Genomic DNA, 17014 nt, shown 5'->3' with positions numbered 1-17014 from the left:
GGATCACCACCATGGCACGTGAATATCCCAAGATCGACCCAGCGCTTCACCAAAAGATACTTGAAGACAGAATCCTACGCGACTCTGATCTTTTCCTCCACGCCACATCTGTCGATCGGCCCCGCGCCATCATCACGGCAGGACAACCGGGCGCAGGGAAAAGCAAAGTCGTTGGCCTTGTGGAAGCGGAGCTGAACGGCAACGTCGTGACCGTAGACCCCGACCAGTTGCGTGACAAGCATCCCCAAGCCGAACAGCTGCGCCGCCAACACCCCTACACCTGGTCTGGCCACACCCATGGCGACGCCAGCCAGTGGGCTAAAGAGCTGCGAGAAGCCGCTGTGGCCCAGCGCAAGAACATCATCCTGGACACGACCATGCCGAGCGCCGACCTGATCAAGGAACTGAAGGCGCAGGGCTACGACGTGGAGGTCCGTGCCATCGCCACGCACCGGCTGGAAAGCGAGCTGGGTGTGGACAACCGATTCAGTCGAGATCTCGACAAGTTTGGTCACGGTCGGCATGTTCCCGCGGAAGTGCGCTCGGCGGTCTACGACAAACTCCCCTCCACCCTCGACGACGTCGCCAAACAGACCGGCGTGCCGATCCAGATCTACGACCGCGAAGGCCGGCTGCATTTCGACTCGCGCACGGCGCCCCACGCCCCACCCGGCCAGGCGCTGGAAGCCGCCCGCGAAGCGCGCCTGACCCCTGAACGGTTGAGGTCCCTGAACACAGGCTACGACACGCAACAAGTGTGGCACCGCACCCTTCCGCAGCGGGTGCCCAACGACAAGGTGTCACCGCCCACGGCCGAACGCCTGCTCGACGAGCGCACCGCGCTGGGCGTGACTGACGACATCGAGCAAGGACGGCGAGACGTGCGCAGCTTGCGCGGCACCCACGCCGTCGTCCCCACCGTCAAGGCCGCCGGTGTTCTCGGCACCGCCTACGGGGCCTACGACGCCAAGAACCAGGTCGACGCGGCCATCGACACCGCGCGCTCCAACCGCGAGCAGTGGGTGCGCGGCGGCGAAGAGGCCGCCAACCAGACCGCCCGGACCGTCGTCACCGGTGGCGCCGCCACCGTGGGTGCCATCCCCGGCGCGGCCGCCGGCACGCTCACCAGCCCCGTCACCGGGCCGGTCGGACCGGTGGTCGGTGGTCTGGCCACCGGCGGCGCCGCGGCCTATGGCGCCGAGAAGCTCTACGAGGACTCGCGCCTGCAGCAGTGGAGCAGGACGCTGGGGCGCGAGGTGGGCCAGCTGGGCTATGACTACGTGTCCCGCGAAGGCCGTCTGCTGCGCCAAGTCAAGGGCCTGAGGGAAGATCTTTCTCACACCACCGCCCCGGCCGAGCGCGCGCGCCTGCAGAACCGGCTGGACGCGGCCAGCGCCGCCTTCGGCCAAGAGGCCGAGCGCAACGGCCGGTACTTCGAAGGCCGCGCCGGCATCGACAAGGCCTGGGAGCAGATGCACGCACGCTTTCCCAAGGTGGACAAGGACGATGTCAACGAGGCCCTGGCCCGCCACATCGACGCCGGCAAGAAGCCCGCCGATGCCGTGCGTGGGGCCTACAGCGACGCGGTGCACGAGAAGTACCCGCGCGCCCTGCCCCACGAGCCGCTGGAGAACTACCGCACGCTGAGCAACGCACAGATGGCCGAGAAGCACCGGCAGTACGTGGGCGAGGTGGCGCAGGGTCGCCGCACGCTGGAGGCGCTGCAATCGAACAAGGACTCGCACAACAACGTCGACCAGGGCTGGCCCAAGGCGCTGGCGCAGCAGCGCCAGGCCGGGCGCGTGCAGCAGGGGGCCAACGAGTTGTGGCGCGACATCGGCCACCTGGGCGCGATCCGCGAGGTCTACAAGGAGCGCGGCCTGCAGGCACCGGAGCTGCCGGCCGAGCTGAGGCCAAAGGACCCTCAGGCAGCGCCGACCCGCTCGGGCCAGACCTCGCTCACGCCCGAGCAGCAGCGCCACCACGCGCTTGCAGCAGAGCAGTTGGCGCCGGGCCTGCGCGCCCGAGGACTGGACGACGAGCGCATCGACCGCGTCAGCGCCGCCGCCGTGAGCCATGCGCAGGCGCACGCCCACCGGGGCGAGGTGCGCGCGTTTCACCTAAGCAAGGACGGCGAGCGGATCGCGATGGTGCAGGAAGGTGCGCCGCTCAGCGAGTTCAGCGTGCGCGAAGCGCAGGCCCAGCCCGCAGCGCAGCACCTGGCGCAGGCGCACCAGACGGCGCATGCGCAGCACACCTCGCGGACCACCGACGCGCCCGCGGCCCCCAGCCACGCCGCGCCGGAACGCGCGATGGCCTGAGGCGATGATCGCGTGACACGTGTCTGCCCACCTTGAGCCCGGTTACCGCACTGGAGGTTGCAGTACGAACCAAGCAGGATCCAGCCCCTCAACGCTCATGGCATCGAAGTCCAGCATCGGAGGGAACGGCGCCTTTGCTCCCGTGCGAAGAGCAACCATCGCCATTTCTGCAAAGCGATGGGCATAGTCTTCTTTGACCCGGCTGTTCTTGCCCCACCAAGTCGCCAGGTCGCTTCTGTCGAAATCCACGTGATGACCGATTTCGTGCAGCAAGGTGCGATACAGCACCGTGTTCCTCATGGTCTCCTCTGTAGGGTGAATGTCATAACCGCGCCGCGTCCGCTCAACGCGGTGCCCGTCCTCACGCAGGCGTTCGAGTTCAGCGCGTGACTCGACCCCGAGCGACAGAGGCCATCGAATGGGGGCCAAGCGTTGCGACTCGATGATCACCGCAACCCCATTTTGTTGCCTGAAGTCGTACCAGCTTACGAAGCGCCCCCACACCGGTTGCATCAAGCGCTGCTTCTGCGTGGGGTGACGAAAGACAACGAAGTCCAGAGAGCGCACAAACGTTGAGATAGCGCCGAGCACACGGCAAACGTCATCTACGGAACAAGGATAGAAGTAACCTGACGATGCAGGTTCCACAACGAACCGGATGTCCCGTTCACCGATGCGTCGGGTCAACGTCACCGGGTTGTCCAGTCGCTCGAAAAACCGCCGCTCGTCCCCGCCTTGCTCGGGAATCTTCATTCGGTTGTCTTGCCCATGGCCATGGGCTTTGGTACCCACGTGCCGGTTGCGACGCCCTGGATTCCACCCGCTCATGAGCGCACTTTCCGGTTTGACAGGTATCTCGTCTTGCCGATCAGGTTCAACAGTACGTTGGCCTGTTCGTGGTCTTCGTCGATGTTCGCTGCTTCCAATCGCTGCCTGATGCGCGCCAATGAACGCTTCGTGTGGCGCCCTCCCAGCAGGTCCATGATGGCCAACCAATACAGAGCATCCTCCCGGGAACGCGGAAAGGTGGTACTCGGATCGGCGTCCACCACGCGGGTGAACGCGGACCGGGCTTCACCCGCATCCCGCGAGACACCAAGTCCAAAAAGGAAACACAACCCCTGCTGCAACCAGGCGTCGCTGGCCCCCATCCTCGCGGCACGCTGATACCAAAGAAAAGCCCGTCCAAGGTTGCCCAGGTCCCGGTACATGGTTCCGAGGTTGAACGCCGCCGATGAATCACCCTGGGCTGTCGCCCGCTTTCCCCAGGCAAGCGCCTGATCAAACTTAGGCGCAATGCCGTCTGCTCCGCTCAGCAATCGGCTCGCTGCAGCCTGCGCGCTCGTGTGCCCCTGCTCCGCAGCTGCAAGGTGCCAATGAAGCGCCTTCTTGGCGTTGGCAGCAAGTAGCACCGAACCAGAGACATCGGCAACGCCAGCTTCGTACCAATAGCCCAGCATCCATTGCGCATCGGCTTTGCCACGGTAAGCGTTCCGTTTCACTAGCTCCACTTCCGAGCGAGTCAATGTGTCCATCGCCAGATGGTAGTTCCGAAGCTGGGTAGTGACACACCAACCCATGGCATTTGCACACCTTCGAAGCCTCGACTAAAACCCGTCCGCGTACCGCGCTAGCTCCCAGTCGCTGACCTGCTGCGCGTACGCGTCCCACTCAGCGCGCTTGAGCGCCAGAAACTGCTCGCAGAAAGCCTCGCCCAGGTCGTCGCGCAGGATAGCGTCGGCGCGCAGCGCGGCCAGGGCCTCGTGCAGGTCGCGCGGCAGGCGCGGCGGCAGTGTCTCGCCGGCCGCGTGGCGCTGGTACAGATCGGAGTCGATGGCCTCGGGTGCGGGCAGCTCGCGGTCGATGCCGTCCAGCCCCGCGGCCAGCGTGGCCGCCAGCGCGGCGTACACATTGCACGAGGGGTCGGGCAGGCGCCACTCGATGCGGCCGGCCACCGTGCGCACGAGGCAGGTGCGGTTGTTGTCGCCCGCGGCCTTCCACACCGGCGACCAGGTGGTACCGGACGCGCTCTCGCTCACCGCCAGCCGCTTGTAGCTGTTGACCGTGGGCGCGCACAGCGCCGCCAGCGCGTCGCCGTGTTCCAGCAGCCCGGCCGCGAACTGCAGGCCGGCGGCACTCAGGCCCATCGGCCCGTCGGCGTCGGCCATCACGGGCCGACCTGCCGCGTCGGTCAGGCTGAGGTGGAAATGCAGGCCACTGCCCGGCGCGCCGGCCAGCGGCTTGGGCATGCAAGAGAACACCTGTCCGTGCTGCTGCGCCACCGCGTGCGCGGTGAGCTTGAACAGCTGGTAGCGGTCGGCCGCGGCCAGCGCCTCGTCGAAACGGTAGTTGATCTCGTACTGGCCGGTCGCGTCCTCGTGGTCCATCTGTTGCAGCGCAAAGCCGAGGGCCGTGAGGTGGCGGCGCATGTCGTCCAGAAAGCCGTGGTTGCGCACGATGGCCTTGAGGTCGTAGGACGGTTTGCCCAGCCGGTCATCGCTATCGGCCACAACCCATCGGCCGCGCTCGTCGCGGCGCAGCAGGAAGAACTCGGGCTCGATGCCCACATGAAAGGTCCAGCCGCGTTCGGCCAGCCGCGCCAGCTGGCGCTTGAGCATCTGACGCGAGCAGGTGGCCAGCGGCTCGCCGCCCGCAAAACCGTCGCAGACCGCGTGCGCCACGCCGGGCAACCACGGCAGCGGCCGCAGGCTCTCGGGCACCACACGGCCGAAGTACTCGCTGCGCGCGCCCATGCGCGGCAGGCCCGTGCCCCAGATGCTTGGTCCCGCGAAGCCGGCGCCCACCGCCACCGCATCGGGCAGGCCCTCCAGCGGCACCAGCTTGCCCTTGGGCACGCCGTGCAGATCGGTGAAGGTGGCCATCACCGTGTGGATGCCCTGCTCGCGCAGGGTGGCGGTGCGTTGTTCGAGGCTGGGCTGGTCCATGCGGGTTCCAGGCAACAAAAAGCCGGGCAAGCCCGGCTGGAAGAAGGAAAGGCTCAGGCCAGGGCGTCGGCCAGTGCGGCGTCGAGCACGCCCAGCGCCTCGGCGAACACGCTGTCTTCAATCGTCAGCGGGAACAGGAAACGGATCACGTTGCCGTACACGCCGCAGGTCAGCAGCAGCAGGCCGCGCTTGAGGGCCGCGGCCTGGATGCGCTTGGTCAGGTCGGCGTCGGGCGCGCCGCCCGCATCGACAAACTCGGCCGCCACCATGGCGCCCAGGCCGCGCACGTCGGCGATGCGCGGCTGTTTCGCCTGGTGCGCCTTGAGGTGCGCGACCAGCCGGTCGCCCAGGACCTGCGCGCGCTCGGGCAGCTTTTCTTCCTGCATCACGTCCAGCACCGCGTGCGACGCCGCGATGGCCAGCGGGTTGCCCGCGTAGGTGCCGCCCAGACCGCCGGGGGCGGGTCCGTCCATGATCGCGGCCTTGCCACTCACAGCCGACAGCGTGGTGCCGCCGGCCATGCTCTTGGCCATGGTGATCAGGTCGGGTTTGGCACCGTAGTGCTCCATCGCGAACATCTTGCCGGTGCGCGCAAACCCGGTCTGCACCTCGTCGGCGATCAGCAGGATGCCGTGCTGGTCGCACAGCTGGCGCAGCCACAGCACGGCTTCTTGCTGGATCGGGTTGAAGCCGCCTTCGCCCTGCACCGGCTCGAACACGATCGCCGCCACGCGGCTGGGTTCGATGTCGCACTTGAACACGTGCTCCATCGCCTTCTTCGTGTCCTCCAGCGAACTGCAGTGGCAGGGGAACGGCACGTGGTAGATCTCGGGCGGGAACGGACCGAAGCCGGCCTTGTACGGTTGCACCTTGCCGGTCAGCGCCACCGCGAACAGGCTGCGGCCGTGGAAGGCGGCACCGAAGGCGATCACGCCGCTGCGGCCGGTGGACGAGCGCGCGATCTTGATCGCGTTCTCGATCGCCTCGGCACCGGTCGAGAAGAAGGCCGTCTTGGCCGGGCCTTCGATGGGCACGATCGCGTTGATGCGTTCGGCCAGCGCCACGTACTCGGTGTAGGGCACGACCTGGTAGCAGCTGTGGGTGAAGCGCTGCAGCTGCGCCGCGATCGCCGCCTGCACCTTGGGGTGCACATGGCCGGTGTTGAGCACCGCGATGCCGCCCGCGAAGTCGATGAAGCGCCGGCCCTCGATGTCCCAGAACTCGGCGTTCTTCGCACGGTCGATGAAGAAGTCGCCCATCACGCCCACGCCGCGCGGCGTGGCGGCCTGGCGCCGGGCATGCCAGGCGGCGTTCGTGTGGTCGGTCTTGATGTCGTTCATGGCGTTCATGGGGGTCTCCTTCAGATCGGGCTGTCGATGCGAATCCAGGTGGTTTTCGTCTCGGTGTACTTGTCGAAGGCGTGCAGCGACTTGTCGCGCCCCACCCCGCTCTGCTTGAAGCCACCGAAGGGCACGGTGATGTCGTCCTCGTCGTACTGGTTCACGTGCACCGTGCCGGCGCGCAGCGCGCGCGCCACGCCGTGCGCCTTGTTGATGTCGCGCGTCCACACCGCGGCCTGCAGGCCGTAGATGTTGGCGTTGGCCTGTTTCACCACGTCGGCCGCGTCGGTGAACGAGAGCACCGACAGCACCGGGCCGAAGATCTCCTCGCGTGCGATGGTCATGCTGTTGGTCACACCGTCGAAGATGGTGGGCTGCACGTAGCAGCCGCCGGCCACCGGGGCCACACGTTCGCCACCGGCCAGCAGCTTCGCGCCTTCGCTCTGACCCAGGCCGATGTAGCGCATCACGTTGTCCAGCTGCACCTGGTCGACGATGGCGCCCATCACGGTGTTCTGGTCCAGCGGGTTGGCCGGCTGGTACTGCGGCACCAGCTTCAGCGCCTTTTCAAGGAAGGCGTCCTTGATCGAGGCCTCGACAAACAGGCGCGAGGGCGCGTTGCAGCTCTCGCCCTGGTTGAAGAAGATGCTGCCCACCGACGCCTCCACGGCCTTGTCCAGGTCCGGACAGTCGGCGAACACGATGTTGGGCGACTTGCCGCCCAGCTCGGTCCAGGCGCGCTTGAGGTTGCTCTGCCCCGCCATCACATGGATCTGCTTGCCCACGCGCGTGCTGCCGGTGAAGGCGATGCAGTCCACGTCCATGTGCAGCGCCAGCGGCGAACCGGCCTCAGGGCCGTAGCCCGTCACCACGTTGAACACGCCCGCGGGGATGCCGGCTTCCAGCGCCAGCTCGGCCAGCTTGAGCGCGGTCAGCGGGCTCTTTTCCGAGGGCTTGAGCACCACCGAGTTGCCCGCGGCCAGGGCCGGCGCGATTTTCCAGGCGGCCATGATCATGGGGTAGTTCCAGGGCACGATCACGCCGACCACGCCCACCGGTTCGCGCGTGATCAGGGCCAGCGCGGTGTCGGGCGTGGGCGCGATCTCGTCGTAGACCTTGTCCACCGCCTCGCCGTACCAGCGCACACAGTTGGCCGCGCTGTTCACGTCCACGCCCTTGGCGTACTTGACGGGCTTGCCCATGTCCAGCGTTTCCGTGAGCGCCAGCAGGTCGCCGTTGGCCTGGATGAGCTCGGCGAACTTGATCATCACGCGCTTGCGCACGGCGGGCGCCTTGCCGGCCCAGCGGCGGTCTTCGAAGGCAGCACGGGCGGCCGCCACGGCGGCGTCAATGTCGCTCTGGCCGCAGCGGGCCACCTGGGTCAGCAGGCGGCCGTCGACCGGGGAAATGCAGTCGAAGGTCTGGCTGTCGCGGGCGGCGACGCGCTCACCGTTGATGACGGCGCGGCCGTCGAAGGAAGGGATGGTGGTGTCGGACATGGGCACAGGTCTCCACATTGAATTGGCACCATGCTAAGGCAACATCCGACGAAATGTTGCGTCCACTTTCGACACCCGGAAGGCCCGAGTGGACTCAGCGGCGGCGCCCGGGGCGCCTGTTCACCGCGCCGCGTCCCGCTCGAACCGCCGCCGCAGCCAGGTGCGCCGCTCGTAGTCGCTCTGCACCACCGGCACCCCGTACAGCGCGTGGCAGCCGTAGGCCAGCACGTCGTCGCGCCCGCGCAGCACCAGATACGGCTCGCCGCTGCGGCGCCAGTCCTGCGCCAGCCGCTTGCAGACGCGGCGCACCTTGTCACGGGTCACGGGTTCGAGCGTGGTCGCGGCCTCGATGAAGCGCTCCTGTCCCATGGCAAAGCGCCCCAGCTGCGCCCCGGCCAGCGCCACCACCAGCGCCAGGCCGCCCCACAGCGGCACCTGCCAGGCCTGCCCGGTCGGCGCCCAGCGCGCAAGAACCAGCAGCGCCAGCAAAGGCAGCGGCAGCATCATCCGGTAGAGCGAGAAGAAGGGTGAGCCGGCGTTGTATTCGGCGAACTTGTTGTTGCCCACCATCAGCGCGATCAGCAGCAGCAGGCCCGCGCCGCCCAGCGCCCAGCGCCAGGCGTCCGGCCCCGCCAGCGACGCCGGTTCGCGCCGCTCGGCCCGGAGCACCAGCGCCCAGGCGCTCAGCCCCAGCAGCAGCAGGCCACCCAGCGCCACCACGACGTCGGGGTTCTGCAGGTTGCCCAGCAGGTAGCCGGGCCGGAAGAACAGGTCGGGGAAACGGTGCACCACATGGTCCGGGTGCCACACGTAGAACAGGCCCAGCGCCTTGAACAGCGCATAGCCCAGCAGCAACCCGGCTCCGGCCAGCAGCCAGCGCCGCCGGTCGGGCAGGAACACCAGGGCCGGCAGCATCAACACATTGCTCATGTACGAGCCGGTGCAGAACCCCACCAGCGCCGCCCAGCCGATCTGCGCCCCCGCTGATGGCGCCGCCGGGCGCAGCAGCATGGCCAGGCCCAGCCAGGCCAGCGCGATGCCGGTGATGAAGCCGCGCGGCAGCGCCGCGGCCAGCGTGTACTCCAGCGGCAGCGCGAAGAACAGCGCCGCCACCACCAGCGCCGCCCAGGGCCGCTCGCGGCCCAGCCACCAGGCGGTCAGCACCCAGGGCAGGTAGAAGCTCAGCGCCGCCACCACCTTGACCGCCACCAGAGGGTCCAGGCCCAGCCAGACCGCGGGCACGGCCAGGTAGGCCTCGAAGGGCAGCAGGTAGGCCTGCCCGTAGAAGAAGGGCTCGTGGAACTCGCCGCGCGCCATCCAGGCGGCCTGGTCGGCCACCACCAGCTGGTCCGGGTCCAGCCAGACGGCATGGAAGCCGGCCTGGTGGATCACGGCGTGCACCAGGAACAGGGCCAGCAAACCGAACTGGACAGAGTGGGGATGTTTGTACGACACCGGGAACGAAGTCCGCGAACGCGCGGCAACGACAAAACTGCCAGCTTACCCGAGGTCCCTGACCCGACCCGTCTGCCACAATGCCCGCGGCCCTGGTGCGCCAAGCGCAATCGAAAACCGATGGTTTTCGGGCTGTGGGGCATCCCCATGGCGACATCTGATGGTTGGCACACACGGCGCGTGATCGCACCCTGCGCCGCTGGCGCAGGTCAGATCGCACCCGACCGGCTGGTTGACGCACCAGGTCCATCCCACCCACCGCACACCCCGCATGACCGCCCTGCACCACCGTCTGGGAATCTCCTTGGGATTGGCCCACGCGATGCTGGCCGACCATCGGCACCCGGGTGGGTCGGCCGCACCCGCCCTGCTGGCCCGGGCCTGTGTGTGCCTGGGGTGCAAAGACACGCCGCCGCCCTGGCTGGTGGCCCTGGCGGACGCAGTGGCGTTGCGGTGGCAGCGGCACGGCTTCATCGACACGCTGGACAGCCTGGCGCGGTTTCTTTCTGAGCGCCTTGATGGCGACGAGGCAGGGGCCGACGAAGACGACGATCTCGCGGAGCCGGCCATCAACGCTCTGTGGGACGACCGCCCGCCGTCGACTTGGCGCGTGCGGCACTGGCTGCTGCGCCCTGCACAGACCGCGCTGCCGGCCGCGGGCCTGCCCGCCACCGAACGCCCCGATCTGCCGACCGCAGACGCCTGGGCCGACTGGCTGGGCGTCGCGCCGCAGCGGCTGCGCTGGCTGACCCACCCGTCGGTGGACTGGCGCGAAGACCACGACCGGCCGCACCGCCGGATCGCGCCGCACTACCGCCACCTGCTGCTGCCCAAGCGCAGCGGTGGCCTGCGGCTGCTGGAGGTGCCCCGCCCCGATCTGCGCCAGGCGCAGCGCCGGCTGCTCGACGGCTGGCTGTCGCAGATCCCTGCCCACGAGGCCGCACACGGCTTCGTGCGCGGCCGCAACGTGCACAGCTTCGCGCAGCTGCACGCCGGCCAGGCCTGCGTGATTCGCTTCGACCTGCAGGACTTCTTTCCCAGCATTGGCGCCGCTCGCATCCGGGCCTTCTGGCGCGCCTGGGGCTACCCCGAGCCGGTGGCGCGCATGCTCACGCGCCTGTGCACGACCACCACCCCGGCCATGGTGCGGGAACGTCTGCAGGACGCCCCGTCCATGGATGCGATGTCGCTCAAGCGCTTGGCCCGCCAGCATCTGCCGCAGGGCGCACCGACCTCGCCGGCACTGGCCAACCTCTGCGCCTTCGGTCTGGACCTGCGGCTCGACGGCCTGGCCCGGCGCTTCGGGGCGGTCTACGCACGCTACGCCGACGACCTGGTGTTCTCCGGACCACAAGGTCTGTACCAGGAGGCGCGCGCGCTGCAGGCCTGGGTGCAGGCCATTGCCGAAGACGAAGGTTTTGCGCTGAATGCCGCCAAGCAGCGGCAGATGCGGGCCCACCAGCAGCAGCGCGTCACCGGCCTGGTCATCAATGAACGACCCAACCTGCCACGCGAGGACTACGACCGCCTGCGCGCCGCACTGCACCGCGCCGGCCTGTCGGGGCCGGTGGACCCGGCGACGCGGGCCCGTCTGCAGGGGCAGGTGACCTGGGCCTGCCAGAGCCTGGTCCCCACGCGGGTGGCCAAGCTCCAGGCCCTGCTGGCGCGGCTGGAACCTACTTGATCGCCGCCAGCTCGGCCCGCGTGGCGGCCTGGATCTCGCGTTCGCGCCTGCGGGTCTGGCGCGCCACCCAGACGCTGTAGCCGATGATCACGATGGTCACCGTGGTGATCAGCAGCGTGGCGGCCGCGTAGATGGTCGGGTTGATGCCTCGGCGGGCGTAGCCGAAGATCACCTGCGGCAGCGTGGAAACGCCGGGGCCGGAGAGGAATTCGGAGATCACCACGTCGTCGAACGAGAGCGTGAACGAGAGCAGGAAGGCCGCCAGGATGCCCTGGAAGATGTTGGGCAGCGTGATCAGGAAGAACACCTGGTGCGGGCGCGCACCCAGGTCCATCGCGGCTTCCTCGATGCGGCGGTCCATTTCCATCAGCCGGCTCTGGATCACCACCATGCCGTAGGCCATGCCCAGCAGGGTGTGGCCCAGGATGATGGTCAGCATGCCGCGTTCGGGCCAGCCGAACACGTTCTGCGCGCCCACCATCAGCAGCAGCAGCGACAGGCCGATCACCACCTCCGGCATCACCAGCGGCGCGTTGACCATGCCCGAGAAGACGGTGCGGCCAAGGAACTTGCGGTAGCGCACCAGCACGAAGGCGGCGAAGGTGCCGAGCACGGCCGAGAGCACGCCCGTGACCGCCGCCACCTTCACCGACAGCCAGAAGCCTTCCACGATCTTGGTGTCGCGCGTGAGCGCCTCGTACCAGCGCAGCGAGAAGCCGGTGAAGTTCGCGTCCTGCCGGGTGCTGTTGAAGCTGAACACGATCATGAAGAACAGCGGCAGGTACAGGAACAGGTAGACCAGCGCCATCCAGGCCTTGCCGAAGTGCTTTTCGAGAATCCGTTTCATCACTTCTTCTCCTCGGCCGTGTAGTGGTAGTAGATCGCCAGGGGCACGATGATCAGCGCAATCATCACCACCGCCAGCGCCGAGGCGCGCGGCCAGTTGTTGCTGGTGAACATCTCGTCCCAGACCACGCGGCCGATCATGATGTTCTCCGGTCCGCCCAGCAGCGAGGGGATCACGAACTCGCCCACCGCGGGAATGAACACCAGCATGAAGCCGGCGATGATGCCCGCCTTGGACAGCGGCACCGTCACCAGCCAGAACGCCTTGAACGGGGTGGTGCCCAGGTCGTAGGCCGCTTCGAGCAGGCGGAAGTCCATCTTCACCAGGTTGGCGTAGAGCGGCAGGATCATGAACGGCAGGTAGACGTAGGTCATGCCCACCAGCATCGACACATTGGTGTAGAGCATCTGGATCGGCTCGCTGGTGATGCCCAGGAACATCAGCAGCTTGTTGACCACGCCTTGGTCGGCCAGGATGCCCTTCCAGGCGTAGACGCGCAGCAGGAACGAGGTCCAGAACGGCAGCATCACCATCATCAGCAGCGCCGGCCGCACCGCCGGCGACGAGCGCGCGATGAAGTAGGCGAAGGGGTAGCCGATCAGCAGGCACAGCAGGGCCGTGAGCAGGGCGTACCAGATCGAGCGCAGGTAGGCCTCGATGTAGATGGTCTGGAACAGCGAGCCGCCTTCACCGTCGCGGAAGATGGTCCAGTAGTTCTCGTACTTCAGGCTCAGGATGCCCGTCACCGGGTCCCAGATCGGCTTGAACGGGTTGATGCTCTCGCCCTGGTCGACGAAGCTGATGTACAGCAGGATCAGGAAGGGCAGGAGGAAGAAAACGAACAGCCAGGCATAGGGCAGGCCGATGACGAAGCGCTTGCCTGGAACCGGAAGGGGTGACGCCATGGTGGTGCTCCTCGGTTCGGGTTCAGTCGCGCAAGACCACGGCGTCGAGGTCGTCCCACCAGAAGAACACGTCGTCCTCCCAGGTGATGTCCAGCAGTTCGTGGCGCGAGCCGTTGGGCTCAGTGATCTTCACCTTGGTGCCCTGCGGCGTGACCACGATGTAGGTGTTGTACGAACCGAAGTAGCCGATCTCCTTGACCCGCCCGGCGAACAGGTTGTGGCTGATGTGGGCCGGACGCTCCTTGGCGATCTCGATCTTCTCCGGCCGCACGGCCACCGCCACCGGCATGTCGATGGAGCCGCTGATGCCGTGGCCCACATGCACCTCGCCGATCGCCGTGCCCACCGCGCAACGGTCGGTCTCGTCCAGGGTCAGCTTGCCGTCGAACAGGTTGACGTTGCCGATGAAGTCGGCCACGAAGCGGTTGCCCGGGTACTCGTAGATCTGCTTGGGCGTGCCCACCTGCAGCACGCGGCCCTTGCTCATGATGGCGATGCGGCTGGCCATGGTCATGGCCTCTTCCTGGTCGTGCGTCACCATCACCACGGTCACACCCACCTTCTCGATGATGTTCACCAGTTCGAACTGGGTCTGCTCGCGCAGCTTCTTGTCCAGCGCGCCCAGCGGCTCATCGAGCAGCAACAGCTTGGGCTTCTTGGCCAGGCTGCGCGCCAGCGCCACGCGCTGCTGCTGGCCGCCCGAGAGCTGGTGCGGCTTGCGCTTGGCATACGGCGTGAGCTGCACCAGGCCCAGCATCTCGTCGGTGCGCTTGGCCACCTCGTCCTTCGGCAGGCCCTCGCGCTTCAGGCCGAAGGCCACGTTCTCCCAGATGTTCAGGTGCGGGAACAGCGCGTAGCTCTGGAACATCATGTTCACCGGCCGCTCGTAGGGCGGCATGTTGGCCACGTCCTGGCCACCGAGCAGGATGCGGCCCTTGGTCGGGGTCTCGAAGCCGGCGAGCATGCGCAGCAGCGTCGACTTGCCGCAGCCCGAACTGCCGAGCAGGGCAAAGATCTCGCCCTTGCCGATGGAGAGCGAAACCTCGTCGACGGCCACCGCCTCGTCGAAGCGCTTGACCAGTTTTTCCGTGACCAGATAGCCCTCTTGCGTGCCGGCTGCTGCCATGGTGACCCCTCGTTGTTGGTGATTCAGAAACAAAAAGGGCTGTTCATACGCTGGGTACGAACAGCCCGTGTCAGGCCATGCCTGGGTGCCGGTGGTGCTTACTTGCCCTTCTTGAAGCTGTTGTAAGCGTTGGACATCGCCTCACGCGCCTCGTTGGTGAAGCTGCTGGGCGGGATCATCTTGGCGAAGTAGTCGGACTCCACAAAGATGGTCTTGTTGCCGGCGATCTCGGGGTTGATCTTGTCCATGCCCGCCTTGTTGCCGGTGGGGTAGCCCATGTCGTTGGCCATGGCGGCGGCGTTTTCAGGACGCAGGTAGAAGTCGATGAACGCGGCGGCGTTGTTCGGGTGCTTGGCGTCCTTGGTCACGGCCATGGTGTCAAAGAAGATCAGCGCGCCGGTGCTGGGCAGCAGGGCTTCGATGACGTCCTTGGAGCCGTTCTCCTTGGCGCGGGCGGCGGCCTGGTTGATGTCGCCGGACCAGCCGATCGCCACGCAGGCCTTGCCGCCGGCAATGTCGTCGATCATGGTCGAGCTGAACAGGCGCACGTCCTTGCGGACCTTGGCCAGCATCTCGTTCGCCAGCTTGTAGTCGGCCGGATCGTTCGAGTAGGCGTCCTTGCCGATGTAGTGCAGCGCCACGGGCAGGATTTCGGTCGGCGAATCCAGGTAGGCGATGCCGCAGCTCTTGAGCTTGCTGGTGTACTCGGGCTTGAACACGAGGTCCCAGGCGTTCTCGGGCATGGCCATGCCGCCCAGGGCCTTCTCGGCTTTGGTCTTGTTGATGCCCACGGTGGTGAAGCCCCAGGCCCACGGCACCAGGTGCTTGTTGTCCGGGTCGGCCTTGGTCAGCACGGACATGATGGCCGGGTCCATGTTGGCCAGGTTGGGGATCTGTTCCTTCTTCAGGGGCTGCAGCAGACCGCCTTCGATCTGGCCCTTGGCGAACACAGTGCCGGGCACGACGATGTCGTAACCGGTGTTGCCGGCCACCAGCTTGGCGTGCAGGGCTTCGTTGGTCTCGAAGGTGTCGTAGTTGACCTTGATGCCGGTTTCCTTCTCGAAGGCGGCGATCATGCCCTCGGGGACGTAGTCGGGCCAGTTGTAGATGTTCAGCACCTTCTCGTCGTCGAACACCGGGCCGGCGGGCTTGGCGGGTTCAGCGGCGGGCGCCGGGGCGGCGGCGACCGGGGCGGCCGGCGCAGGCGCGGGCTCTTCCTTCTTGCCGCAGGCGGCCAGCAGGACGGCTGTGATGGCCAGGGCCAGGACTTGCTTCTTCATGGTGAGGAACGCTCCAGGTATGAGGGAAAGAATCCCAACGGTTGATGTACAGACACCCTGCTTCAACGCTTGCGTTGAACAAGCAAATAGCAGACCAACTTTATCCCCAATCTGGGGCGTCTTTTACTGTAACAAACAATCGCGTGCACACGGTCAGCCGAGCAGGCCTTGCGAGCGCAAATCGTCCAGCGTCGCGTCCAGACAGAGGCGGATCAGCCCCATCATCTCGTCGATCTGCGCGCGGGTCATGACCAGCGGCGGCGCGATGATCATGCGGTCGCCCACGGCGCGCATGATCAGGCCGTTCCTGAAACAGTGGCCGCGGCAGATCATGCCCACCGCCAGGTCGGGATCGAACATGGTGCGCTGGACCTTGTCCTTGACCAGCACCAAGCCGGCCACGAAGCCGCAGGTCTCGGCCTCGCCCACCAGCGGGTGGTCCTTGAGTTCGGCGAAGCGCTGGGCCAGGTAGGGGCCGGTGTCGTTCTTCACCCGGTCGACCAGGCCCTCGCGCTCCATCAGCTCCAGGTTGGCCAGCGCCACCGCGCAGGCCACCGGGTGGCCGCTGTAGGTGTAGCCGTGGTTGAACTCGCCGCCCTTGGCGATCAGCACGTCCGCCACGCGGTTGCCCACCATCACGCCGCCCAGCGGGATGTAGCCGCTGGTCACGCCCTTGGCGAAGGTCACCAGGTCGGGCTTCATGCCGAACTTCTCGTAGGCGAACCAGTGGCCCAGGCGGCCGAAGGCGCAGATCACCTCGTCGGCGATCAGCAGGATGCCGTACTTGTCGACGATGCGCTGGATCTCGGGCCAGTAGGTTTCGGGCGGGATGATCACGCCGCCCGCGCCCTGCACCGGCTCGCCGATGAAGGCCGCCACCTTGTCGGGGCCGATGGCCAGGATCTTCTCTTCCAGCCAGCGCGCGGCGCGCACGCCGAACTCGGCCGGGGTCTCGCCGCCGCGGGCGTTCTCCCAGTAGTGCGGCTGCTCGATGTGGGTGATGTTGGGGATCGGCAGGTCGCCCTGCGCGTGCATGCCGCTCATGCCGCCGAGCGAGGCGCCGGCCATGGTGCTGCCGTGGTAGGCGTTGTTCCGGCTGATGATGACCTTGCGCTGGGGTTGGCCCATGAGGTCCCAGTAGCGGCGCGCCATGCGCACGTTGGTGTCGTTGCTCTCGCTGCCGCTGCTGCTGAAGAACACGTGGTTGAACGAACGGTCGCCCACCTTGGGCGCCAACGCCGCCAGCTTGGTGGCCAGCTGCACCGCCGGCACGTTGGTGGTCTGAAAGAAGCTGTTGTAGAAGGGCAGCGTCATCATCTGCTGGTAGGCCGCGTCCGCCAGCTCCTTGCGGCCATAGCCAGCGTTGACGCACCACAGGCCGCTCATGCCGTCGAGCACCTTCTTGCCCTCGGAATCCCAGACGTAGATGTTGTCGGCGTGGGTCATCACGCGCGCACCGCGCGTGGCCAGATCCCCGTGGTCGGTGAAGGGGTGGATGTAGTGCGCGCTGTCCAGCGCCTGGATGGCCTTGGTGTCCTGCTGCTCGGCGCGGCGCACGAGCGCGGGGGGGGCGATGAGGGTGGAGGTGTTCATGGCGTGTCGCTTTCTTTCG

Annotated in this window: 13 protein-coding genes; 2 read left to right on the top strand and 11 right to left on the bottom strand. The window is 67.1% G+C overall.

Features of this window, described 5'->3' with window-relative positions; all coding sequences use genetic code 11:
- Window positions 1–11: 11 nt before the first annotated feature.
- Window positions 12–2321 (top strand): zeta toxin family protein, encoded by a 2310-nt coding sequence (locus ACFOPI_RS01890; protein ID WP_382170178.1) that lies wholly within the window; start codon window positions 12–14, stop codon window positions 2319–2321.
- Between the two features lie 42 nt (window positions 2322–2363).
- Here ACFOPI_RS01890 and ACFOPI_RS01885 read toward each other — a convergent pair whose 3' ends face one another.
- The 6 genes from ACFOPI_RS01885 to ACFOPI_RS01860 form a co-directional block, all read right to left on the bottom strand.
- Window positions 2364–3074: an ImmA/IrrE family metallo-endopeptidase gene (locus ACFOPI_RS01885; protein WP_382170176.1), complete on the bottom strand. Its 711-nt coding sequence runs from the start codon at window positions 3072–3074 to the stop codon at window positions 2364–2366.
- A 71-nt stretch (window positions 3075–3145) separates the two neighbouring features.
- Window positions 3146–3856: a tetratricopeptide repeat protein gene (locus tag ACFOPI_RS01880; protein ID WP_382170174.1), complete on the bottom strand. Its 711-nt coding sequence runs from the start codon at window positions 3854–3856 to the stop codon at window positions 3146–3148.
- Window positions 3857–3928: 72 nt separating this feature from the next.
- Window positions 3929–5266, bottom strand: coding sequence for a glutamine synthetase family protein (locus ACFOPI_RS01875; RefSeq protein WP_382170172.1), 1338 nt, complete (start codon window positions 5264–5266; stop codon window positions 3929–3931).
- 53 nt (window positions 5267–5319) lie between these two features.
- Window positions 5320–6606 carry a 4-aminobutyrate--2-oxoglutarate transaminase gene (gabT, locus tag ACFOPI_RS01870; protein WP_382170933.1) on the bottom strand — a complete coding sequence of 429 codons (1287 nt, stop codon included), beginning with the start codon at window positions 6604–6606 and terminating at the stop codon, window positions 5320–5322.
- 20 nt (window positions 6607–6626) lie between these two features.
- The gene (locus ACFOPI_RS01865; RefSeq protein WP_382170170.1) at window positions 6627–8105 is read right to left on the bottom strand and encodes an aldehyde dehydrogenase; all 1479 of its coding nucleotides are present in this window, start codon (window positions 8103–8105) and stop codon (window positions 6627–6629) included.
- Between the two features lie 120 nt (window positions 8106–8225).
- Entirely contained in the window at window positions 8226–9524 is a 1299-nt protein-coding gene (locus ACFOPI_RS01860) for a hypothetical protein (protein ID WP_382170168.1), read from the bottom strand.
- 307 nt (window positions 9525–9831) lie between these two features.
- Between ACFOPI_RS01860 and ACFOPI_RS01855 the strand changes: the two genes are divergently transcribed.
- The gene (locus ACFOPI_RS01855; protein WP_382170167.1) at window positions 9832–11244 is read left to right on the top strand and encodes a reverse transcriptase family protein; all 1413 of its coding nucleotides are present in this window, start codon (window positions 9832–9834) and stop codon (window positions 11242–11244) included.
- Here the strand turns inward: ACFOPI_RS01855 and ACFOPI_RS01850 are convergent.
- The 5 genes from ACFOPI_RS01850 to ACFOPI_RS01830 form a co-directional block, all read right to left on the bottom strand.
- A complete protein-coding gene (locus tag ACFOPI_RS01850; protein WP_382170165.1) occupies window positions 11237–12091 on the bottom strand; it encodes an ABC transporter permease in 855 nt (284 codons plus the stop codon). The genes ACFOPI_RS01855 and ACFOPI_RS01850 overlap by 8 nt on opposite strands.
- Window positions 12091–12996: an ABC transporter permease gene (locus ACFOPI_RS01845; RefSeq protein WP_382170163.1), complete on the bottom strand. Its 906-nt coding sequence runs from the start codon at window positions 12994–12996 to the stop codon at window positions 12091–12093. The genes ACFOPI_RS01850 and ACFOPI_RS01845 overlap by 1 nt, the downstream gene beginning before the upstream one ends.
- A 22-nt stretch (window positions 12997–13018) precedes the next feature.
- Window positions 13019–14122, bottom strand: coding sequence for an ABC transporter ATP-binding protein (locus ACFOPI_RS01840; protein WP_382170161.1), 1104 nt, complete (start codon window positions 14120–14122; stop codon window positions 13019–13021).
- A 98-nt stretch (window positions 14123–14220) separates the two neighbouring features.
- Window positions 14221–15402, bottom strand: a complete 1182-nt coding sequence (locus tag ACFOPI_RS01835) for an extracellular solute-binding protein (protein ID WP_382170159.1) — start codon at window positions 15400–15402, stop codon at window positions 14221–14223.
- Between the two features lie 153 nt (window positions 15403–15555).
- Complete coding sequence (locus tag ACFOPI_RS01830; RefSeq protein WP_382170158.1) at window positions 15556–16995, bottom strand: aspartate aminotransferase family protein; 1440 nt, start codon at window positions 16993–16995, stop codon at window positions 15556–15558.
- Window positions 16996–17014: the final 19 nt, after the last annotated feature.

The sequence above is a fragment of the Hydrogenophaga luteola genome, assembly GCF_042648585.1.
Classification (GTDB): domain Bacteria; phylum Pseudomonadota; class Gammaproteobacteria; order Burkholderiales; family Burkholderiaceae_C; genus Hydrogenophaga; species Hydrogenophaga luteola.
This window is presented reverse-complemented; position numbering and strand designations above follow the sequence as displayed.

Bases quoted from the DNA above. Each gene is read 5' to 3' on its own strand.
- ACFOPI_RS01890 (WP_382170178.1), top strand. From the start codon at position 12: ATGGCACGTGAATATCCCAAGATCGACCCAGCGCTTCACCAAAAGATA.
- ACFOPI_RS01885 (WP_382170176.1), bottom strand. From the start codon at position 3,074: ATGAAGATTCCCGAGCAAGGCGGGGACGAGCGGCGGTTTTTCGAGCGA.
- ACFOPI_RS01880 (WP_382170174.1), bottom strand. From the start codon at position 3,856: ATGGACACATTGACTCGCTCGGAAGTGGAGCTAGTGAAACGGAACGCT.
- ACFOPI_RS01875 (WP_382170172.1), bottom strand. From the start codon at position 5,266: ATGGACCAGCCCAGCCTCGAACAACGCACCGCCACCCTGCGCGAGCAG.
- gabT (WP_382170933.1), bottom strand. From the start codon at position 6,606: ATGAACGACATCAAGACCGACCACACGAACGCCGCCTGGCATGCCCGG.
- ACFOPI_RS01865 (WP_382170170.1), bottom strand. From the start codon at position 8,105: ATGTCCGACACCACCATCCCTTCCTTCGACGGCCGCGCCGTCATCAAC.
- ACFOPI_RS01855 (WP_382170167.1), top strand. From the start codon at position 9,832: ATGACCGCCCTGCACCACCGTCTGGGAATCTCCTTGGGATTGGCCCAC.
- ACFOPI_RS01850 (WP_382170165.1), bottom strand. From the start codon at position 12,091: ATGAAACGGATTCTCGAAAAGCACTTCGGCAAGGCCTGGATGGCGCTG.
- ACFOPI_RS01845 (WP_382170163.1), bottom strand. From the start codon at position 12,996: ATGGCGTCACCCCTTCCGGTTCCAGGCAAGCGCTTCGTCATCGGCCTG.
- ACFOPI_RS01840 (WP_382170161.1), bottom strand. From the start codon at position 14,122: ATGGCAGCAGCCGGCACGCAAGAGGGCTATCTGGTCACGGAAAAACTG.
- ACFOPI_RS01835 (WP_382170159.1), bottom strand. From the start codon at position 15,402: ATGAAGAAGCAAGTCCTGGCCCTGGCCATCACAGCCGTCCTGCTGGCC.
- ACFOPI_RS01830 (WP_382170158.1), bottom strand. From the start codon at position 16,995: ATGAACACCTCCACCCTCATCGCCCCCCCCGCGCTCGTGCGCCGCGCC.